This is a genomic window from Catenulispora subtropica (assembly GCF_039531675.1).
Classification (GTDB): Bacteria; Actinomycetota; Actinomycetes; order Streptomycetales; family Catenulisporaceae; genus Catenulispora; species Catenulispora subtropica.
This window is the reverse complement of the sequence record NZ_BAAAQM010000058.1, coordinates 47,742-68,335: the sequence shown is the minus strand read 5'-3', so window position 1 is coordinate 68,335 and position 20,594 is coordinate 47,742. Positions and strand designations below refer to the sequence as shown.

General features: G+C 74.2%; 14 protein-coding genes. 5 read left to right on the top strand and 9 right to left on the bottom strand.

All coding sequences use genetic code 11. From position 1 onward, the window contains the following. Positions 1 to 78: 78 nt before the first annotated feature. Positions 79 to 750 (bottom strand): 4Fe-4S single cluster domain-containing protein, encoded by a 672-nt coding sequence (locus ABD466_RS35890; protein ID WP_344661713.1) that lies wholly within the window; start codon positions 748 to 750, stop codon positions 79 to 81. A 156-nt stretch (positions 751 to 906) separates the two neighbouring features. On the opposite strand from ABD466_RS35890, the gene ABD466_RS35885 reads away from it, so the two are divergent. Both ABD466_RS35885 and ABD466_RS35880 read left to right on the top strand, forming a co-directional pair. Next, the gene (locus tag ABD466_RS35885) at positions 907 to 3,645 is read left to right on the top strand and encodes a CHAT domain-containing protein (RefSeq protein WP_344661712.1); all 2,739 of its coding nucleotides are present in this window, start codon (positions 907 to 909) and stop codon (positions 3,643 to 3,645) included. Between the two features lie 67 nt (positions 3,646 to 3,712). Next, positions 3,713 to 5,914, top strand: a complete 2,202-nt coding sequence (locus tag ABD466_RS35880; RefSeq protein ID WP_344661711.1) for a CHAT domain-containing protein — start codon at positions 3,713 to 3,715, stop codon at positions 5,912 to 5,914. Here the strand turns inward: ABD466_RS35880 and ABD466_RS35875 are convergent. The 3 genes from ABD466_RS35875 to ABD466_RS35865 all read right to left on the bottom strand — a co-directional run bounded on the left by ABD466_RS35875 (position 5,899) and on the right by ABD466_RS35865 (position 10,741). Then, on the bottom strand, positions 5,899 to 6,936 hold the full coding sequence (locus ABD466_RS35875; protein WP_344661710.1) for a hypothetical protein: 1,038 nt from the start codon (positions 6,934 to 6,936) through the stop codon (positions 5,899 to 5,901). The genes ABD466_RS35880 and ABD466_RS35875 overlap by 16 nt on opposite strands. Before the next feature lie 103 nt (positions 6,937 to 7,039). Then, entirely contained in the window at positions 7,040 to 9,082 is a 2,043-nt protein-coding gene (locus ABD466_RS35870) for a caspase family protein (protein WP_344661709.1), read from the bottom strand. A 273-nt stretch (positions 9,083 to 9,355) separates the two neighbouring features. Next, the gene (locus ABD466_RS35865) at positions 9,356 to 10,741 is read right to left on the bottom strand and encodes a helix-turn-helix domain-containing protein (RefSeq protein WP_344661708.1); all 1,386 of its coding nucleotides are present in this window, start codon (positions 10,739 to 10,741) and stop codon (positions 9,356 to 9,358) included. A gap of 142 nt (positions 10,742 to 10,883) precedes the next feature. On the opposite strand from ABD466_RS35865, the gene fxsT reads away from it, so the two are divergent. After that, on the top strand, positions 10,884 to 13,463 hold the full coding sequence (gene fxsT / locus ABD466_RS35860) for an FxSxx-COOH system tetratricopeptide repeat protein (protein WP_344661707.1): 2,580 nt from the start codon (positions 10,884 to 10,886) through the stop codon (positions 13,461 to 13,463). Here the strand turns inward: fxsT and ABD466_RS35855 are convergent. Continuing rightward, on the bottom strand, positions 13,460 to 13,714 hold the full coding sequence (locus ABD466_RS35855; RefSeq protein ID WP_344661706.1) for a hypothetical protein: 255 nt from the start codon (positions 13,712 to 13,714) through the stop codon (positions 13,460 to 13,462). The two genes, fxsT and ABD466_RS35855, sit on opposite strands and share 4 nt — an antisense overlap. A 230-nt stretch (positions 13,715 to 13,944) precedes the next feature. On the opposite strand from ABD466_RS35855, the gene ABD466_RS35850 reads away from it, so the two are divergent. Then, positions 13,945 to 14,952 carry a hypothetical protein gene (locus ABD466_RS35850; protein ID WP_344661705.1) on the top strand — a complete coding sequence of 336 codons (1,008 nt, stop codon included), beginning with the start codon at positions 13,945 to 13,947 and terminating at the stop codon, positions 14,950 to 14,952. A 208-nt stretch (positions 14,953 to 15,160) separates the two neighbouring features. Here ABD466_RS35850 and ABD466_RS35845 read toward each other — a convergent pair whose 3' ends face one another. Beyond that, positions 15,161 to 15,442 (bottom strand): hypothetical protein, encoded by a 282-nt coding sequence (locus ABD466_RS35845; RefSeq protein WP_344661704.1) that lies wholly within the window; start codon positions 15,440 to 15,442, stop codon positions 15,161 to 15,163. Positions 15,443 to 15,634: 192 nt separating this feature from the next. On the opposite strand from ABD466_RS35845, the gene ABD466_RS35840 reads away from it, so the two are divergent. Further along, positions 15,635 to 16,681 (top strand): DNA polymerase IV, encoded by a 1,047-nt coding sequence (locus ABD466_RS35840; protein ID WP_344661703.1) that lies wholly within the window; start codon positions 15,635 to 15,637, stop codon positions 16,679 to 16,681. 77 nt (positions 16,682 to 16,758) lie between these two features. Here ABD466_RS35840 and ligD read toward each other — a convergent pair whose 3' ends face one another. The 3 genes from ligD to ABD466_RS35825 all read right to left on the bottom strand — a co-directional run bounded on the left by ligD (position 16,759) and on the right by ABD466_RS35825 (position 20,373). After that, the gene (ligD, locus tag ABD466_RS35835) at positions 16,759 to 17,775 is read right to left on the bottom strand and encodes a non-homologous end-joining DNA ligase (protein WP_344661702.1); all 1,017 of its coding nucleotides are present in this window, start codon (positions 17,773 to 17,775) and stop codon (positions 16,759 to 16,761) included. After that, a complete protein-coding gene (locus ABD466_RS35830; RefSeq protein WP_344661701.1) occupies positions 17,775 to 18,881 on the bottom strand; it encodes an ATP-dependent DNA ligase in 1,107 nt (368 codons plus the stop codon). Before ABD466_RS35830 ends, ligD begins: the two co-directional genes overlap by 1 nt. Before the next feature lie 64 nt (positions 18,882 to 18,945). Further along, positions 18,946 to 20,373, bottom strand: a complete 1,428-nt coding sequence (locus ABD466_RS35825) for an alpha/beta hydrolase (RefSeq protein WP_344661700.1) — start codon at positions 20,371 to 20,373, stop codon at positions 18,946 to 18,948. Between the last annotated feature and the right edge of the window lie 221 nt (positions 20,374 to 20,594).

The following is a 20,594-nucleotide window of genomic DNA, read 5'->3' as shown; positions in this document are numbered from 1 at the left end:
GCGAGGTCGCGGACCCGCTGCTGCGCGACCAGCTGGGCCTGGGCGGCGGCGCGCACCGCCGCGGTGGTGTATTTGGGGCTACCCGACACCGTGTCCGTCCTCTCCGTTCGGGGTGGGGACCGCCACGGCGAGCGGGGTCCGGGCCCCGGCCATGGCGTCCTCGAAGGTCTCCCGGAAGCCGGGCACCGGCGGCACGCCGACCCAGGCCAGCGTGTCGTCGGCGACGTGGAACTCCAGGCCGGCCGAGCGGTCCTCGGCGGGCGGGGCGTGGCGCCCGGTGAGGAACCGCAGGCGCTGGTTCGCCGAGCCGCGCCAGAGCAGGTCGGCGTGCCGGGCCGCGACGTAGGGGCCGTCGACCAGCAGGTCCAGCTCGGCGAGCAGGGCCCGCTGGCCGTCGGTCCCGTGCCGCCGCAGGTGCTCCAGGGTGAAGCCGGTGTAGGACATGACCGACCAGTCCCGGTCCCGGCGCAGCGCGCGGACCAGCGCGGCCAGCGGGCCGGCCTGCGCCATCGGCTCCCCTCCGGACAGGGTCAGGCCCCTGACGTCGGCCGACAGCGCGTTCAACTCGGCGGCCAGGTCCGCGACCGTACGCCGCACCCCGCCCTCGAACGGCAGGTCCTCGGGCGCCACGCAGCCCGCGCAGCGCAGCGGGCAGCCGTGGACCCAGACCACGGCGCGCACGCCGGGCCCGAGCACCGTCGTGCGGTGCGCGACGCGGCTGATCACCAGCTCGGCCTGCTCGGCGTCCATGGGTCCGTGCCCCCTTCCGTGATCGCCCGGGATCCGGGTCCGCGGCCGGGTCCGGGTCCGCGGCCGCTCGTCAGTCAGTCATTGACGGACCGCCCCCGCCGCTGTCCGTCAGATGCCTGATGAACGCCTGACCGACACCGGCGACGGGAGTCCTGGATGACGACGGAGTCCGACGTCTTGGCGATCGTCAAGGCGTTCGTCGGCGAAGCGGACCTCGACGAGGCGATCGAGCGTGTGCACCGGCTGGACGACGAGCCCCGGGTGCGGGCGTGGCTGGCCGCGGGGCTGATCAGCACCCTGTCCCGGCACCGGCCCGGGAACACCGTCGTGGCCTGGACCGAGCGCGCCGTCGTCCTCGACGGCCTGCTGAAGCTGGCCGACTCCGACGTGCTGCCGGACGACCAGCGGCGCGCGCTGCGGGCGGCGGTCGGCGGGATGAACGTGATGCGCGCGGCGGCCGAGGGCAGCCTGACGGATCCGGTGCAGGCGCTCGACGACCTGCGGAAGGCGCACGGCGAGGCCCCCGACCACCCCGGGGCGGTGCTGATGACCGAGCTCGCCCGGCAGATGGTGACGCTCGAACGGGATCTGGACAGCGGTGACGAGGACGCCTACCGGCACGCCGAACGGGAGTTCCAGCGGATCCGCGAGCAGGCCGCGGCGCAGCAGCCGGAGCTGGTGCCGCACCTGGAGTTCGTCGGCCGGTTCCTGCACACGATGGCGAAGGCCGACTCGCCCCGGGAACAGATGGCGCTGCTGCTGACCGAGTGCGCCCCGATGCTGGACGACCTGCCGCTCGACGGGCCGCTGCGGGCCGCGTTCGACGACATGCGGGCGATGGCGCAGGGCCTGGGCCCGAGCGTCGTCCCCGGCCAGATCGTCCCGGAACCGGGGGCGGACCCGATGGCCGAACTCGCCGAACGCGCGCGCCAGCCCGGGATCACCCCGGCGCTGCGGGCCAATCTGCTGCTGGCCGCGGGCGGCGCGTCGCTGCAGGAGTGGAAGGCCGTCGACGCCGCGCGGATCACCCGGGGGCTGGAGTGCTACCGCGAGGCCGCCGAGCTGGCGGTGCGGGGCCGCAAGGACTGGTTCCTGGCGGTCACCGGAGCCGCGATGGCGCTGTGGCGCCGGCACGAGGTCACCAACAATCCGGCCGACCTGCGCGCCGCCGAGGAGATCCTGCAAGACGCGCGGGACGTGGCCGGCGATCCGCAGCACGCTTCCTGGAACCTCGTCAACACCATGCTGTCCGAGATCGAGCGGCTGCTCGGCAAGGACGGGGTCGAGACCGCCCTGGCCACCGTGCGCGGGGTGGCGTGGCGGGTGCTGCGCCAGAGCGACGCCGCGGCGGCGCGGAGGGTGGCCGAGGAGGCGGTCGAGGACACGGTCCGGTCGGCGCGGCGCAGCCTGATCGACGGCGATCCGGCGACCGCGATCCGGGTCCTGGACGGCGGCCGGGCCCTGATGCTGTTCGCGGCGACGGAGTTCCGCGACGTGGAGAACCGGCTGCTCGCCGCGGGCCGCCCGGACCTGGCCGACCGGTGGCGGGCGGCCGAGGACGACGACGGCCGGGACCGGCTGCCGACCAGCCTGCGGTACGAGGTGCTGTCGGTGTTCGCGCAGCGGTCCGGGCTGCTGGACACGCCGGACCTGGCGGAGATCCGGTCGGCGTTGCGCGCCGTGGACGCGGACGCGCTGGTGTATCTGCTGCCGGCCGACGGCATCACGCCGGGGTTCGCGGTGATGGCGGCGGCGCACGCCGCGCCGAGCTACATCCCGCTGCCGGGCCTGGCGGTCGACGGCGACTCGGACGTGAACCGCTACCTCGGCTCGCTGGCCCGGCGCGACGCGGACCCGGCCGGACCGGACGCGGGCGCGGACTCGGCCGGCAGGGACGCCGACCCGGCCGAACCGGACCCGGGCGCGGATCTGACCGGCAGCCTGGACGCGGTGAGCGACTGGGCGTGGCGCGCGGCGATCGGCCCGCTGGTCGAGCAGTACCTGCCGACGCTGCCCGCGCCGGCCGGGGACCGGCCGCGCCGGCTGGTGCTGGTGCCGATGGGCGAGCTGGCGCTCATCCCCTGGCAGGCGGCGCGCCGCGGCGACGGCGTGCCGGCCCTGCGGCTCGCGGCGTTCTCGCAGACCGCCTCGGCCCGGATGCTGTGCCGCTCGGCCCAGGCCGCGCCGGTGCCGCTGACGCCGGTCGGACTGGTGGTCGGGGACCCGGACACCGGTGTCCGGTGGCAGGCGCTGGCCGGGGCCCGGATCGAGGCGTTCGCCGTGCACCAGGCCTTCTACCGGGCCGGGAAGTACGTGGGGCGGCGCGCGGACGGTTCGGCCAGCCCGGCCGGGGCCGGGTCGGTGCAGCAGGTGCGGGACTGGCTGGCCGATCCGCGGCCGGCCGCCGGAGCCATGCTGCACCTGGCGTGCCACGGGGTGGTCGAGTCCGGCGGCCCGGCGCCGACGTCGTACCTGCTGCTGGCCGACGGCGGCCGGCTCACCGCCGAGGAGATCGTGGCGCTGCTGCTGGACACCCCGCAGCGGGCGATCGGGCTGGCGGTGCTGGCCGCGTGCCACACCGGCCGCTCGGTCCACGGCTATGACGAGGCCTACAGCCTCGGCACGGCGTTCCTGGCCGGCGGCGTGCGCTCGGTGCTGTCGGCGCAGTGGGCGGTGCCGGACGCGGCCACCTCGGCGCTGATGTTCATGTTCCACCACCACCTGGTGGCCGGGCGGCTGCCGGCGTGGGAGGCGCTGCGCCGGGCGCAGCTGTGGATGCTCGACGCGGACCGCGAGGCCCCGGCGACGATGCCGGCCGCGCTGCGGCGCCGGCTGTCCGGCGCGGACCTGGCCCGCACCGAGGCGTGGGCGGGCTTCATCCACCTGGGCCGGTGAACCGGGGGCGGCGATCCGGGGCCGGCGATCCGGAGCGGTGGAAGGACACGGGAGACAGGAATCTGACATGACCGACGACCTGCTGGCCCGCCGGGACGCGCTGCGGGCGGAACTGGCGGCGCTGACCGGCCCGGCCCGCACCCGGCCGCTGCTGGAGCTCGGGCAGCTGTGCGCGCACCTGCACCAGCGGGCCGGGATCACGTCCCCGGCGGCGCGGCCGTACCTGCTGGAGGCGATCGAGGCGCTCGACGAGGCGTACGACCGCCTGGATCCGGGCGACGCGAACCGGGTCCGCTGCGGCACCACCCTCGGGATGCTCCTCGGCGGCAAACTGCTCGCCGAGCCGCCGCGCGCGCAGGACCCGGAGCGGGACCGCGCCATCGCCCTGGTCGGCGAGGCGCTGACGACCGGCGCGATCGGCCCGGTGCAGCGGATGACCGCCCACATGGTCGTCGGCGTGCTCCTGGTCATGCGGACCATGAGCCGGATGCAGGACCCGACGCGCCTGATGGGCGCGATCAACGGCGCCACCCCGCCGGAGGACCTGGCCGACCTCGACTCCGGCCTCGAGCACCTGGCGGTCGTGCGCGTCGACCCCACCGCCCCGGCCGAGGCCCGGAAGATGGCCGAGACCCTGACCACGATGGCCGAGGCGCTGCGCGGCCTGCTCGGCGGGTTCGGGGGCGGCCCGGCGGGCGCGGACCTGGGCACGATGATGGAGGCGCTGAGCACGCTCCAGAATCTGCAGAAGGACAACTTCGGCCTGCGGATGCCCCAGGTCCTGCCCGAGGGGGCCTTCGGCCCGATCGTCACGGACCAGCCGGTCGTCGACCGTCCGGTCGCGGTGTTCCCCGGCGCACCGCTGGACGAGGAGCCGGTGGCGCCGCCCGAGCCGGCGCCCCGGACCGATGTCGAAGGACTGCGCGACTCGGTCCGCAAACTGCTGACCGGCGGGGGCGACCTTCTGGAGACGCTGGCCGGGCTGCTGCGGGCCGGGGAGGCCCCGCCGTGGATCGACGACTTCGTCGCGGCCACGGGCAGCGTGGTGTACGCCGAGGCCGACTCCGAGGACGAGGCCGACGCCGAGGATGAGGACGACGCCACGCCGACCGGCCTGGACCACCTGCTGCACGCCGCCGCGCTGTATCTCAGGGGTCTGCGGGACACGGGCGGCTGGGGCGAGGAGGAGGACGAGGCCGACGGGGACACGGCCGCCGCCACCGAAAGCGTGCTGGCCGCCGCCGCGACGCTGCCGGACGCGCAGCCGGACGCCGTGCCGACGCTGGTGTTCCTGGCCGGGCTGTGCTCCGAGGCCGCGGTGGCGGGTGTCGCCGAGCGGCTGACCGGGCTCCGGGCCGCCGTTCGGGCGCTGGGCGCGGAGTCCCTGCTGCTGCCGGAGCCCGCTGAGGGCCTCGCCCTGAACGCGGCGAGCGGACGGATCGAGCCCTGCGACGCCCCGGGCGACGGCTCGGTGGTGGTCGGGCCCGAGGCGCCCGGGATCTCCGGGCACTGGTTCGCCTCGCTGAGCCAGCTGCTCGACGTGGCGGCGCGGAAGCTGCGGCCGGTCACGGCGGATCCGGTGTTCGTGGTCAACCCGCGCGGCGACCGCGAGGCCGCGACGATGCAGGCCATGGCGCTGCGGCGGCTGCTGTACCCACGCTCGACAGGGCTCGGCCAGGTGGTCGAGAACGTCGACGGGGCGGGCACGGCCAACGAGGTCCGCCGATCGATGGGGGCCTCGCTGCTGCACCTGGACTGCGGGGTGTCGGCGGCGGGGATGTTGGAGCTCGCCGACGGGGGCGAGCTCGATGTGGCTGAGCTGACGGCGTCGGCTGGTGCGGCAGGGATGAAGGGGCCGGCCGGTTCGGCGGAGATGAGTGGACCGGCTGGTCCGGCAGGGATGAGTGGACCGGCCGGTTCGGCAAGCTCACCCGAGCTCGAAGGCGGCCTGGCCATCCTGCCGCCGGGCCGGTTCCACCCGCTCGCCGACCAGCTGCTCGCGGCCGGGTTCGCGGGTGTCATCGGCTGGGCCGGGCCGGTGCCCGACCCGCTCGCGGCGCTCCTGGTGTTCGTCGTCCACCAGGAGCTCGCCGAGTCGGGCGGGACACCGGCCGAGGCGGTGCGGCGGGCCCGCCGCTGGCTCCTCGATCCCGATCGGGACCGCGAACGCCTGCCCGCGCTGCTGACCGGCTACGCCGACCGGCTGAACGCCACGCCCGGCACCGACCTCGCCGTCGTCGCGGCGACGCTCGTCTACCGCGGCCCGTGATCGGGGCCGAGGTCGAAGCGCTCGTCGCCGGCGGCCGGCTGCCAGGCGATGCCGTACGCGAACCCGGCGCGGATCCGGTCGAAGGCGAGGGCGACCTCGCTCGCCGCGTCCAGCTCCAGCGGCTCACCGGGGATGTCGCTGTCGTGGAGCAGGCGCGACACCACGCCGTGGAAACGGCGGACCCGGCTGGGCGGGCGTCCGGTGCCGAAGCGCACCCGCAAGCGGAAGGCGTCGCAGGCCACGAGCGGCACGAACGCGTAGTACGGCCGGATCACGTAGCCCTCCGGGATCCGGTACGTGATCGAGTACTCGTGGTGCTCGCCGACGCTGAGCTCCCGGGGCAGTTCGAGGACGTGCAGGAAGTGGCCCTCGCCCTCCCTGCGGACCGGGCCGCGGATGGTGGCGCCGTACTGCACCTCCGCACGGATGGCGGGGGCCGACGACGCCCCGTCCACCAGGCGGGCCAGGGTGAACCGGGTGACGATGCGGTGCAGCCCCGGCCGCAGGGCGACGATGCAGCGGGTCTCGGTGACCTCGGGGGCCGACTCCAGGCGCAGCAGCGACTCCAGGCTGCGCACCGCCCAGCCGTCTTCGGAGCCGAGCGGCGAACGGGTCTGGTCGGCAGCGCGTTGATACTCCACGGCGGCCTCCTCGGCCAGACGGCGGAAGGCGTCCCCCACGCGCCGGCGCGCCGTGCGGGCGCTGCACTGGAGCGCGCGCGACAGGCTGTGCTCCCGCTCGGAGAGGGTCCGCCACTGCGCCTCGGCGGAGATGGCGAGCGCGTACTCGACGGCGAGCCGCATCTCCATGGGGAAGTCGGCGGCCAGCCGCCGGACGGCGGCGATCGCCTTGCGGCGGACTTCCCCGGTGGTGTCGGTCGGCGCGACTCCGTAGACCTGGCTGAGGAGCTCGTACCCGGCGGTCCTGGTCCGCAGGTCAGGGGACTGGAGTCCCCACCCGCGCCGCTGGCTTTTGAACTCCCGGTCCAGTCGTTGCACCAGGAGACCGTTCGACTGCGTCATGCATCCCTCCCTCGGCCAGCCTAACGATCCAGGCCACGGAGGATCTTGCGAAAGCCGAATCCGGCGGGCCCAGTCAATCAGAACCCGTATTCTCTTGTATACCTCACGCCGGGTCCCGGCCGGGTACCCGCGGAACCCGCACGGTCACCCGGACCGTCGCGGTCGCCCAGTCGCCGACCACGCCCGGCTCGGCGGGGTCGGCGTCCCGGTGGGTCGCCAGGAAGCCCAGCCGGTCCAGCACCCCGTTCAGCAGCCCCACGCGCGAGCTGACCGGCTCGGACGGCCGCAGCTCGCCGAGCCGGGGCAGCATGAACGGTCGCTCGTTCAACGGGGTCTCGGAGATCAGCACCTTGAAGCGGTCAGCGGTCCGCGCCCCCGGCTCCACGGCCGCGCCGGACGGCAGCGACAGGCGGACGGCGCGGCCGCGAAGCACCGAGGCGGTCCGGCGGGCGCCGATCCAGTCGCCCGGGAAGAGCTCGGCGTGGACGCGGAACCGCTCGGTCAGATCCAGGAGCACGCAGTACAGCATGCGGTCCGCGGTGTTCCGCAGTCGGACGAAGACCCGCGGTGCCTGCCAGCCGCCGTCGCGCGTGGGGTGGTAGTCGACCGTGACGCCGCCGTCCGCGCCGACCGGCAGCGGCGGTGCGGTCAGCCGGTCGACGTCCTGTCCCGGCGGCACGGCGGCCAGTTCGATCTCGATCGCGCCGGCCAGCGGGGACACCGGGTTGTCGAGCCCTTCGACGAGCCGCCACCGGGCGATGTGCTCCAGATCGGTCACCAGACGCGCGGCCTGCTCGGGCGAGCGGCACGGGTGCGGCGGCGCCAGCGCGCCGCCGTCGGCCCGGCACAGCTGCACGACCCCGGGCCCCACCGCCCGGATCCGTATCGTCGGCGGCCGGGTCCGGTCGGCGGGGTCGAAAACCCGCGCGTAGGGCGAAGGCACCCCGTCCTCGCCGGCCGCCGCCAGCGTCCTGGCGATCAGGGGTCTGACGTACTCGCCGGCCGCCGCCGTCTCCAGCCGGACCGCCTCGGCCGGCAGCGGCACCCGGGCCAGCACCACCGGGTGGCCGGTCCGGCGGTCGAGCGCGTCCGGCGACCAGCCGATCGGCTCCAGGACGCTGTGCTCGGCCCGCACCTCGACGACCCGGGCCTTCAACGGCGGCCGGCTGGAGTGCACGGCGACCACGGTCGGGTCGGCCTCGGTGCCCGGCTCGATCCCGTGGGCGGCCCCGGCGTCGAGGGTCCAGACCCGGTTCGCGAAGCGCATCGTCATCGAGGTCTGCGGCACCCGGGCCGGACCGCCCAGGAACGGCTGGTCGGCCAGCGTGCCGCCGGGCACGGCGCGCGCCGGGAAGAGGGTCGGGTGCTGGTACGGGGCCATCTGCTCGACCAGGTTGCCGGTGTCGTCGAGGAGCTGGCGGTAGGTGGCCCCGGGGTACTGCGTGAGCCGGTCCAGGAGGGCGGTGGTGAACACGCCCCGGTAGTGGTCGCCGAGCCTGAGTTCGAGAGCCAGCTCGTGCGGGCCGCACGCGGCCAGCAGCACGTGGTCGACGCTGTCGAACACCTTGGCGCGCGGGCTGTCCGGGCCGATCTGGTCGCGCAGCTCCTCCAGCAGTGCCTCGACCGCCGGCGGCACGAGCGACGGCGGGCTCGAGCGGATGCCGGGCACGTGGTCGTAGGCTCCGAAGTCCGGGCGCCGCGAGCCGCTGTCGGCGTGGCAGCAGTCCAGCACCACCGCGACGTGCGCCCCGCCCGCGGCCACATCGGCGATCAGCAGCGCCAGCTCCTTGTCGATGAGATCGGGCACCGAGCCCTGTCGGCTGTCGACGCACAGCAGGGTCTGGAACATGCCGGTCGACTCCAGGTGCGCCAGCTCCGGCGGCACCGGCAGCCACGACCCGTGACCGCTGAACCAGAACAGCGCCGTGTCGCCGGGCCCGGCCTGGGCCAGGTGGCCGCGGAAGCCGGAGATCACGGCGTCCCGCGTGGCCTTGCCGTCGATCAGGGACAGCAGGTCGAGCTCCTTCGCCGGGATGCGGGACCGCAGGTGGCTCTCGACGGCCAGCGCGTCGTGCCGCGCCCCGCGCAGCTCGTTCAGCGGCGGCTGGTAAGCGTCGATCCCCACGACCAGGGCGTAGAGCGACATTACGGATCCCTTCGTTCGTAGTGTGGAAAAAGAAGGAACGGGGAGGGACCCCCGCCCCTCCCCTTCGTTGCCCCCTGACAGCTACCGGCTCAGCCGATCACCCCCAGGATCAGCGCCAGCAGTGCCCGGATTCCGCCGTGGGACTCCATGTGCGGCCCTCCCCTCCGTGTCTTCGCGAACTCCCCCAACGGGTCGCAAGCACCACGATCGTCGTCGGGCCGGCGCCGGGAAAGGCGTTGTCCCGGGGCCACCGCGGAGGACAACGGGAAACGCTCAGGCCCGCAGCACCTCGGTGAGCCGCGTCCGGGTCCGGCGCACGGCCGGGTGCCCGGGCCACCGGTTGAGGTCGCGGGACAGACCGCGCAGGTCGACGCGGACGGTCGCGGACTGCAGACGGCCGCAGGCGTCGAGCACCTCCTCGGCCACCGCGCAGGCCTGCTCGGGTTCCCCGCAGCCGGCGAGCGCCAGCGCCAGGCGGGCACCGAACCGGGCCCGGGCGCGGTGTGCGTCGGCGGGGATGCGGGCGAGCTCGCGGTGCAGGACGTCGGCGGCCTGCCGGGGGCGTCCGAGGTCGAACAGGCACCAGCCGGTGGCGACGGCGACCGGGTCGGGGACGTGGGCGGAGCCGATGGTGGGTGCGGCGTTCAGATCGCTCGGAGTGGTCGCGCCCCCGGTCGTGCCGCCGGTTCCGGTCGCCCGGGCCGGAGCGCCGGCCGGGTTCTCGGCGGCCGCCCGGGACAACAGCTCGGCGGCGCGGTCCAGGGCCCGCAGGCAGCCGTCATAGTCCCCGGTCACCGCCAGGCCCTGGGCCTCGCGCTGGGCCGCCAGGCCTCTGATCCGCGGGTCGCCGGTGCCGGCCTGGGCCTGCCGGGCCAGCTCGACGACCAGCCGGCCGTCGTACCGGTAGAGCGCGATCAGCCCGCGGCGCACGAGGGCGTACGCGGCCATGTCCCGGTCGCCGCCGGCCTCGGCGAAGTCGACCGCGCGGTCGGTCCACCACGCGGCCAGCGCGTCGTCGCCCTGTTCCTGGACCATCCAGCCGGTGTACTCGGCGAAGCGGGCGGCCAGGGTCAGGGCCTCGGCGCGGTCCCGGCCCCCGGCTTGTGCGGCCAGGGTGCGCAGCGCGTGGGTCTGCGCCACCAGCGTCGGGACCACCAGACCCGGAGCCCAGCGCTGCCCCTGGTGGCGGAGTTGGTCGAAGACGGCCCGGAAGGCGGTCACCGCCTCGCGTCCGCCGTCGGCGCCGTGCGCCGGGGACGGTCCGGGCGTCCCCGGCGGTCCCGACGGGACATATCCGAACCCTGCCATTCCCAGGCCGAGCCCGGCCGCGCCGCCGGCGGCCAGGACCTCCCGCCGGGACACCGGCCGGAATCCGTTCGTTCCCATGTCATCGAGCGTCAACAGCCACACCTCACCTCTGTCGGTCTCCGTGATCGTCTGCTCCGCGGTCCCCCGCGTCTCCGCGACGGGGACCAGCCCGGCCAGCTCGCCGCCGCAGTCCAGCGCGCTGTCGCAGCGGCGGGCCAGGTCGGGGCTCGGAGCCTTGGCGCCGGTCTCGACCTTGCTGAGGTGGCTCTTGCTGTAGTGGACGAGCCGGGCGAACGCGGCGAGCGACAGGCCCGCCGCCACGCGCCGGCGGCGCAGCTCCGTACCGAACATTCTGGTCGGCTTCTCCATCGTTCGGCCCTGTCTCCCGTTGTCCGTCAGAAGAGAGCGAGCAGACGCCCGCGCCGTCGTCCGGAGGACGCCCGGACGGAGGCGGCGGGCCCGATCGCGTGCCATCGAAGGAATCTGACGGACCGTGGGGACACCGATGCCGGAGCCGACCGAGCCCGCCGCGCCGATCTTCGTGAACTTCCGCAACGGCGACGACCCCTACGCGGCGTGGACCGTGCAGCGGATGCTGGGCGACCGGTTCGGGCCGCGGGCGGTGTTCCGGTCCAGCGAGTCGATCCCGCCGGGGGCGGACTGGGAGGCGACGATCTGGCACCACCACCGCGGGTGCGCGGTGTTCCTCGCCGTGATCGGCCCGCGCTGGCTGACCATCGCCGACGACCGGGGACGGCGTCTGCACCAGCCGGGCGACTGGGTGCGGGAGGAGATCGCCGAGGCGCTGCGGGCCAAGAAGCTGGTGATCCCGCTGCTGGTCTCGGGGGCGGCGCGGCCGACGGCGAAGGATCTGCCGGAAGACCTCGTGGAGATGGTGCGGCTGCAGACCGTGGCGATGGACCACCGGGGGCGGACCACCGATCTGGCGATCGACGCGCTGGTGCGGCGGATCGAGCCGGTGGTGCGGCCGATGGTCGGGGCGGTGCCCGAGCCGGGTGTCGGGGCCGGTGCCGCACCATCGGCGCGGTCCGCGGCCCCGCGAGGTCTGCCACCGGGTCCGCCTCCCCGGAACATCCCGCCCGTCGGACCGCACCACCTGGCCCGCCCCGAGGCGGTGTCGGCGGTGGACGACGCGGTGCGCGCCGTCCGGGCGTCGGGGAGGTCGGGGCCGGTGGTGGTGTGGGGCGAGATCGGGACCGGGAAGACGCGGCTGGCCGCCGAGTACGCCGGGTCCCGGGAGGCCGAGCACGCGGTGGCGTGGTGGATCGCGGCGGACCGGCCGGATCTCGTGCCCTCGCAGCTCGCGACGCTGGCCCAGGCGCTGGGGCTGGACCTCGGCGAGATGCCGGACACCGGCGCCGTCGTGCCGGCCCTGGTCCGGGCCCTGCGCGCCCGGGGACGCTGGCTGCTGGTCTTCGACGGCGTGCCGGGCCCGGACGACCTGGTGCCGTACCTGGCCCTGGCGGACGGCGGGGACGTCGTCGTCACCTCACGCACCGGGGCGTGGGGCGAGCTGGCGGCGGGCACGTGCCGGGTGGGCCGGTTCTCGCGCGAGACGTCCGTGCGGCTGCTGGGCGCGCGGCTCGGACCGGCGGCGGACACCGTGCTCGACGACCTGGCCGCCGCGTTGGACGACCTGCCGGCCGCAGTCGGCCAGGCCGCCGCGTTCCTCGCCGCGGCCCCGCTGGGCCCGGCCCGCTACGCCGAACTGCTGGCCGGGCGCACGGCCGAGATCCTCGCGCGGAACGTGACCCACAGCTACCCGGCTTCGCTGGCGGCGGCGTGGTCGCTGGCGCTGGACCGGCTGGCGGCGGACACGCCCGCGGCCGAGGAGCTGGTGCGGCACCTGGCGGTGCTGGCGGCCGCGCCGGTGCCGTTCGAGTTCTTCGAGGCCGGGGCCGGGGCGGCGGCCGGGCCGCCGGCGCTCGTCGCCGCCGGCGCGGATCCGCTGCGGCTGCTGGACCTCGGGACGGCGGTGGCCCGCACCGGACTGTTCCCGGTGGACGCCGGGGCCTTCCACCCGTTCCCGCTGTTCCAGGCGTTCATCCGCAGCCAGACCGACGGCGGCCTGCTCGCCGCGGCGGCGGCCGACGCGCGGCGCTGGCTGGCCGCCGTGCCCCGCGAGGATCCGCGGGAGCCGGCGGCGTGGCGGACGTACCGGCTGCTGCTTCCGCACGTGCTCGCGCTCGCTTCATCAGGGTTCGAGGACGTGGCCGGGGATCCCGGCTGGCGGGCGTTGTCGCTGGACGTCATGGAGTACCTGGTCGTGCACGCCGACGCCGGCACGGCCCGCGACCTCGCGCAGTCGGCGGTGGAGCACTGGGCCGCCGGACCGGAGGCCGCGGCCGCGACCGAGCGGCTGGCCCAGGCCTGGTACCGGCTCGGCGACCACCGGCGGGCGGCCGGGCTGGACGTGTCGGTGCTCGAAGAACGGCGCCGCTCGGACGGTGCCGACGCCCCGCGGACCCTGCGGGCCGAACACAATCTGGCCATCGACCGATGGGCGGCCGCGCAGGCCGACGGCGACCGCGCCGCCGCGACCGCGCTGCTCGAGGACGTCGTCCGGAGGCGCACCCGGATCCTGGGCGACCACCACCCGGACACGCTGCGCTCGGTGCACAACCTGGCCTTGGCCCGCCGTGCCGCCGGCGCCTTCGCCGAAGCCCTGGAGCTCGACGAGACCTGCCGGACGCACTTCGCCGAGGCTCTCGGCCCCGACCACCCCGACACGCTCCGCAGTGCGCTCGCCGCCGCGCTCGACCTCCGCGCGCTGGCGCGCCACCCCGAAGCCCTGAAACTGGAGGAGGAGACTCACGACCGGCTCAACCGGACCCTCGGCCCCGACCACCCGGACACTCTCCGCTCGGCCTACGGTCTGGCCGTGAGCCTGCACCACACCGGGGACACCGACCGCGCCAGGGAGTTCGCCGAGGCGGCTCATGCCGGGCGCCGCAAGATCCTCGGCGACGAGCACCCCGACACGCTCCGCACCGTTCTGCTGCTCAGCCAGCTGCGGGTCGAGTGCGGCGATGCCGGGGGTGTGCTTCCTTAATCGCCGGGGTCCGGGGGCGCCGGGTCACCGCCGGACTCAGCGGGCTCGTGATCGGGTTCGCCGCCGGACGCGTCACGGGACCCGGCCCGGAGCGGCCCGCCGTCCGGCCCCTGGCGGCTTCCGAGCTGCGGATCCACCAGGACCGATCCCGCGGTCCCCACCGGCTGCCACTCGGCGCCGTCGAAGATCTCGACGTCGCCGACGTCGGACAGGCGGGTCTGGCCGGTGCGCGGGCGTTCGTCAGGCTCCACGCCCGCCGATTATGCCGGGCCCGGCGGCGCGGTGGACGGCAGAACCCGTATTCGCCCAGGCACGCCACCCTCAGCCGGCCGCCGTGTGGCCATTACCCCCGATTCCCGGCCGGTATCTGGCCAGTTCCGGCGGCGCGGCGGTCGCAGAATGTCTGCGCGTATCGCCGCCGTGGGGCCACCAGCCGCCGGCATACGGGTCCTGATCTCATGACTCCCACCAGGAGGTCGACTTGCTGTCCGCGGAATCCGCCGGCCCGGCCGGGGCGGCCGAGGCGGCCGAACTGGCCCGCAGCGGCACCCTCGCGAGCGCGGCCGCCCGGTCGCCGGAGGCCCGGCGCCGGCTGGCCGGGCAGGTCTACACGGTCGCCTGGCCGATCGTCTTCGAACGCCTCACCCGGGACATCGAGCGCCGCCGCGGCCACCGCGGCTGCGCGGCTTCCTTCCAGAAGATGCTGCCGGAGTGCCTCGACGGCTTCCACGACGCGGTGGGCGCGGTCGTGGAATACGTCCTCGTCCACGCCGACACCCCGATCCGCAACCTGCCGGCGTGGATAGCCACCCGGATATCCCCGGCGACGGTGGACGCCCATCGCCGCCAGCGCGGCCAGCGCGGGGCACTGCAACGGCCCCGCCTCCCCGCCTGGCTGGCCACCGCCCTGCACACCGAGCCCTGGCCCTGCGAGCTCGCGGTGCGGATCCTGGTCTGGGTCGGCGTCCCGGCCACCGCGGGAGCCGGCCTGTGGCCGCTGGACGACTGGGCCCAGCGCCGCGCCGAGACCACCGGCGACTGGCCCGGCAGCGACGCGCACCGGGTGCAGCGGGACGTCGACATGGTGCTGGCCGCGATGCGGCTGCGGCCGCGCTGGTTCGCCGACTACGTCGAACGGCCGCTCGGTCACAAGGTCGCGCCGGTCGCCGCCCAGCCGGCCGGGCCCGCCGCCGATCCGACGCCGCTGCGCCTGGTCAGCAGCGACGAGGAGGACGACGCACGCCTGGACGCCCTCGCCGAGACGGCGCTGGAGGAGATCCGCCGCCGGCTCGTGGCCGGCGAGCCGGCCCGCGCGGCGGTGGAGACGGTCGTGCGGACCGTCTTCGGCGCCGCGGACGACCCCGAGGCTCACGCGCGGCCGCCCCACGACCACGCCGAGCCCGGTGAGCGCGCGCTGGCACTGGTCGGCGACCCGGCTGAGATCGAGCGGATCGTGACCGCGGTTCTGGCGATCATCACCGAGTGCTGACACGACGCGGGCTGCCGGACACCGTGCCGGCCCGGGGCGCGCTGCCGGATTCCACGCCGGTCGCGCGCCGCGAACGCCCCGCCGGTCCCGGCCCGACGACGGATGGCACGCAGGTCCGACGCGCCGCCGGGAGCCACACCGGTCCGGTCCCGGCGGGTCGCCGAACGCTGGACCTCAGGCCGGTCCCGGCGCGAGCGCAGGACCCGCGTCACGAGGTCACGGTCTCGTCAAGGTTCTGCGATTCCTCGCTGCCCACCGCCTCGGCCGGCGCTTCCTCCGAGTGGTGCTCCAGCGCCGCGCGACGGTCCTCCAGGTGCGCGGCCAGCGCGGCACGCCTGGCGGCGGCCCGCTCCGCGGCCTCTTCCGGCGGTCCGTCGTCGTCCGCCTCCGGTGTCACCGCCGCACGCCACGCGGCCCGCAGTTCGGAGCCGAGCAGGTCGAGCACCTGTCGTTGCTGCGCCTTCGTCAAGTCACCCGGCCCGTGCTCCACGTCGGCCTCCTCCTGGAATGGCGGGTCACGGCCGTCGCCCGGTCCGCGCCGTCACACTCTCAATGACGGACAGAAGGGTCGCACATACGTGCGGCGCGGCGCTGTCAATACGGGGATCGACCCATACCCGCTGCCGCGCTCCCATGGCCCGCCCGACAGGTGGGCCCCGCCCGACGATCACATACTGGAGCCATGTCCACCGAGGACTGGGTGCTCCACGTCGACCTCGACCAGTTCATCGCCGCGGTCGAGGTGGCGCGCCGTCCCGAGCTGCGCGGACGTCCGGTGGTGGTCGGCGGACACGGGGATCCGACGCTGCGGGGCGTGGTGGCCACCGCTTCCTATGAGGCGCGGGAGTTCGGCGTGCACTCGGGCATGCCGATGCGGCTGGCGGCGAAGAAGTGCCCCGACGCCGTGTTCCTCCCGGCGGATCGGCCGGCCTACGAGGAAGCCTCGGAGGAGGTGATGACCGCGCTGCGCCGGCTGCCGGTCGTGGTCGAGGTGATCGGGTGGGACGAGGCCTTCCTCGGCGCGCGGACCGACGATCCGGAGGCGCTGGCCGAGCGGGTCCGCGATCATGTCCGCGCCGAGACCGGGCTGGCGTGTTCGGTGGGAATCGGCGACAACAAGCTGCGGGCCAAGACGGCGACCGGCTTCGCCAAACCGGCCGGGGCGGCGACCGGCCACGTCTTCCGGCTGACCGCCGAGAACTGGGCCGCGGTGATGGGCGAGCGGCCGACCGACGCACTGTGGGGCATCGGGTCCCGCACCTCGAAGAAACTCGCCGAGATGGGGCTGCGGACGGTGGCCGACCTCGCACGCGCCGACCCGGACGCGCTGGCCGAACGATTCGGCCCGAAGATGGGACCGTACTTCTGGCTGCTGGCCCACGGCGCGGGCGACACGGAGGTGTCCGACACACCGTATGCGCCGCGGTCCCGAAGCCGGGAGGTCACCTTCCAGGAGGACCTCACCGACCCCACGGAACTGGCCGAACAGGTGCGGCTGCTGGCCCGGCACGTGGCGGAGGACGTCGTGGAGGAGGCCCGTCCGGCGGCACGCGTCGGCGTGAAGATCAGGTACGCGCCCTTCATCACCAAGACGCGCAGCCTCACACTGGCCGCGCCGACGAGTGCGGCTGAGGAGATCGAGCGCGCGGCACTGGAGGTGTTGGCCGGCTTGGACCAGGATCAGCCGGTGCGGCTGCTCGGGGTCCGCGCGGAGTTCGCCGAGGAGTGACGAGGGGTGGGGTCAGGGTCAGCGCCGGGGTCAGGGTCGGCTTCGCTTTCACGCCCAAGAGCGGGGCGCGGAGTGAATCAGACCTCATCATCGGTGTGGCGCGCCCGGCTGGGTGCCACGCGGGGTGGCTCGTTGGGCATCTTCGGATACACCGGCGGCCACGGCGCGTCCATCAGACCGTTCTCCATGTCCCGGCGCGACATCTCCAGCAGCGGTTCGATCGACTGCGGCCGCACGTTGTACTCGGCCCACGGATCGCCGCGTTCGGCGACGAGGGCGGGCACCGTGGCGATGGTCAGCGTGTCGGGGACGACGGTCGCGAGTTCGTCCCAGTGGATCGGTGTGGACACCTGCGCGCCGACTCGCGGGCGGACGCACCATGCACCGAACACGGTCTTGTGGGGCGCGTTCTGGTTGAAGTCGACGAACACGCGTGCCCCGCGTTCCTCCTTCCACCACTGCGCGGTGATCAGGTCGGGGTGTCGCCGTTCCAGTTCGCGGGCGAGGGCGACGGCCGCGGCGCGCACCCCGTAGCCGTCCCAGCGTGGCTGAAGCCTGAGATAGACATGCAGGCCACGGGATCCGGACGTCTTGATATACGCCTCGATGCCCAGTTCGGTCAGGAGGTCCCGGGTCAGCACCGCGGCCTGCCGCACCTCCGGGAAGCCGACGCCGGGCGAGGGGTCGAGGTCGACGCGCAGCTCGTCGGTGACGTCCGGGTCGGCGGCTCGGATCGGCCAGACGTGGAAGCCCAGGCAGCCCAGGTTCACGCCCCAGACGAGGTGTGCCATGTCGGCGGCGACCAGAGCGTCGCTGGTGGTGCCGTTCGGCGTAGAGACCTCCACTGTGGTCAGCCACTCCGGTGCGGTCTTCGGGACCCGTTTCTGGAACCAGGACTTGCCGCCCGCACCGTCGGGGTAGCGCTCCAGCAGGAGGGGCCGGTTTCGCAGAGTGTTCATGATCGGGTCGGCGATCGCGAGGTAGTAGCGGACGAGGTCCATCTTCGTCTCGCCGCGCTTGCTGAAGTAGATCTTGTCCGGGTGGGACACGGGGACTTCGTGGCCGTCGAGTTCCAGGACCGTCGTGTCCTTCATCAGCCCGGCTCCTCCTCACCGAACAGCGATGCCAGCTCGGCCGGCGCGACCTGCTCGAGCTGGGCGTAGGTGCACGACTCCGGGGTGCGGTCCGGGCGGAAGCGGACGAGGCGTCCGCCGTGGCGGAACCGGCCGGAAAGGAGGTGCTCGTAGCGGACCTCGGCGACGAGTTCGGGGCGCAGGGGTTCCCAGGTGAGGTCTTTGGTGGGTGCCCAGCGGCTTTGGGCTCCGGGTATGCGGGTGGTGGAGGTGGCGGGCTGGGTGGCGGCCTGTGCGTCGGCCTGTGCGTCGGCCCACCTCCGCCACGGATGTCCTTCCAGCGCGTTCTCCCGCAGCGGCGCCAGCTCGTCCACGAGTTCCCGGCGCCGTGCGGCGGTGAAGCTGCTCGCCACGCCGACGTGGTGCAGGACGCCCTCGTCGTCGTAGAGCCCGAGCAGCAGCGACCCGACGCCCTGGCCGTCCTTGTGCCAGCGGAAGCCGGCCACCACGCAGTCGGCCGTGCGCTCGTGCTTGACCTTGATCATGACCCGTCTGTCCTGCTCGTACGGCAGGTCCACGGGTTTGGCCATCACTCCGTCGAACCCGGCGCCCTCGAACCTGGTGAACCAGTCCTGCGCCACGTCCGGGTCATCGGTCACCGGCGTCAGCAGCACGGCGCCGACCACGTTGCCGAGCAGGCCCTCCAGCATGCGCCGGCGGGCGCTGAACGGTTCGCCGGTCAGGTCCCGGTCGTCGAGGGCCAGCAGGTCGAAGGCGACATAGCTGGCGGGTGTCTCCCCCGCGAGTCTGCGAACCCGGGACGCGGCCGGGTGCAGGCGGTTCTGCAAGGCGTCGAAGTCGAGGCCGGCCTCGGTGGCGACGACGATCTCGCCGTCGAGGACGCAGCGGGGCGGGAGCGCTTGGCGCAGAGGCTCCAGGAGCTCCGGGAAGTAGCGGGTCAGCGGCCGGTCGTTGCGCGAGCCCAGCTCCACCTCGTCGCCGTCCCGGAAGACGATGCAGCGGAAGCCGTCCCACTTGGGCTCGTAGGCCAGGCCCGGTTCGCGCGGCACCTCACGTACGGCTTTGGCCAGCATCGGCCGCACTGGAGGCATGACCGGGAGATCCACATGGCGACGCTAACCCGGAGGTGATCAGGCGGCATGTGGGTGGGGCTGAACGGGGTGCGTCCCGTCAATCCGCGATGAACGGAAACACGGGATCCGTCTCCACCGGTGCGGGCGCCGTCACCTCCCCATAATGTCCTGTCGCGATCCGTCCGAAGTTCGCCATGGCCGGGGACGACGGATCGAAGTAGTACGAGTGCGCTGCGAGGAAGCCGGATGGGCCTTCGCCCGCGTCGAACACGTGGGCGCCGAACGCCGGGGTCACCGGGTCGGTGTCGTGGAAGCCCTCCGCCCAGACGATCGGGTCGTGGTCGTCGCGGGTGGCCCAGACGTGAGTGGGGCCGCCGGGAGTGTGCATCGCGGCGGCGTTGTCGACGTTGATGCCGGGGCTGGCGGCCAGGATCACGTCGTCGGCGCGCAGACCGCCCGCCGCCTTGGACGCCTCGCCGACGACGGTGGTGCCGTAGCTGTGGCCGATCACGGTGGTGTGCATCGGGTCGCTCGGGTCGTGGGTGGCGTAGAGGGCTTGCTGGAAGTGGTCGAGAGTGGGGCCGCCGGCGATGGCGGGGCTGGAGAACAGGGCGGAGGGGACGTTCGGTGGGGCGTCGTAGTTCATCCATGCGACGGCGGATGTCGACTGGGAGGCGTCCGCGGTGTGGGCCGACGCCACGATGCTGTCGGCGGCATGGGTGTAGGCGTCGACGTGGCCCACTGACAAGTCGGTGCTCACGCCGGGGACCACGGTCACGACGTTGGCGGAGGTGTCGGGGTTGTTGCTGGCGACGATCGCGTGGCCGACGCCGTCGGTGTCCACCTCCAGCAGGTACTTCGGCGGTGTTCCGTCGGTGGCCGGGCGCAGGACCTTCTGCAGCTCGTCCATGCCGTCCAGCTTGGTCTGCAGGGCGTCGATCTGCCTCTGTCGCAGCATGTAGGCGCCGCCCTCGGACTCGTAGGGCGACAGTGGTGTGTTCTTCAGGTCAGTGAGCTGATGCTCGGTCTCCTGGCGCAGGGTGGACAGCACCGACCGGTTGGCGATGTCGCGGTCCGCGGCCGGTACGCCGTCCAGGGCGCCGATCTCGGCGGCGTCGGTGGTCAGCAGGGTGTTCCGCTGGTCGTCGCTCAGGGCGTCCCACCACTTCTTCACGGCGGTGGGGTCGCTGCCGCGGGCGGGGACGGTGGGCGTCAGCTTGCCGCCGAAGCTGTCGGAGACGAGGGAGTCCAGGGCTGCGTAGTCGGCGGCACAGCACTGCACGGCGCCGTTGAGGCCGCTGAAGAGCTGCATACCGCGGGTGAGAGCGTCCATCAGGTTGCTGTGGAGCTGGCCGTCCGCGCTGCCGACCATGGAGCCGATGAGGGAGAAGTCCTCGCTGCCGAGGAGCAGCGAACCCACTTCCCCGACCACGTCGGTGCCGGAGCAGACCAGCCCTTCGACCTCGGACACAACCAGACCGACCTGGTGCAGGTCGATGCTGAAGTAGCCAGGATCGGTCGCCACGGCGTGCCTCCTCGTCAGGTGCGGTTCAAGGTCGCAGCACAGGATCCTGCGCGGGGCTTCGGGGTGCGAGGGCAGAAGTACCCACCTTGAGAGGTGGCGGCAACCTGGCAGGCTTCGAGCACGGTTCCCCTCCCCCGACCGCGATCCGGTGCCGCCGGCCGCCGGCCGCCGTATGGCAGGCCGGCGGCCCTATCCCGCGCGAAACGGCTGGAGCGTGGCTG

Excerpts from the sequence above, each read along its gene's own strand:
- ABD466_RS35840 (WP_344661703.1), top strand. The coding sequence starts at position 15,635 with ATGTCCACCGAGGACTGGGTGCTCCACGTCGACCTCGACCAGTTCATC.
- ABD466_RS35890 (WP_344661713.1), bottom strand. The coding sequence starts at position 750 with ATGGACGCCGAGCAGGCCGAGCTGGTGATCAGCCGCGTCGCGCACCGC.
- ABD466_RS35870 (WP_344661709.1), bottom strand. The coding sequence starts at position 9,082 with ATGTCGCTCTACGCCCTGGTCGTGGGGATCGACGCTTACCAGCCGCCG.
- ABD466_RS35875 (WP_344661710.1), bottom strand. The coding sequence starts at position 6,936 with ATGACGCAGTCGAACGGTCTCCTGGTGCAACGACTGGACCGGGAGTTC.
- ABD466_RS35865 (WP_344661708.1), bottom strand. The coding sequence starts at position 10,741 with ATGTTCGGTACGGAGCTGCGCCGCCGGCGCGTGGCGGCGGGCCTGTCG.
- ABD466_RS35885 (WP_344661712.1), top strand. The coding sequence starts at position 907 with ATGACGACGGAGTCCGACGTCTTGGCGATCGTCAAGGCGTTCGTCGGC.
- ligD (WP_344661702.1), bottom strand. The coding sequence starts at position 17,775 with ATGAAGGACACGACGGTCCTGGAACTCGACGGCCACGAAGTCCCCGTG.
- ABD466_RS35880 (WP_344661711.1), top strand. The coding sequence starts at position 3,713 with ATGACCGACGACCTGCTGGCCCGCCGGGACGCGCTGCGGGCGGAACTG.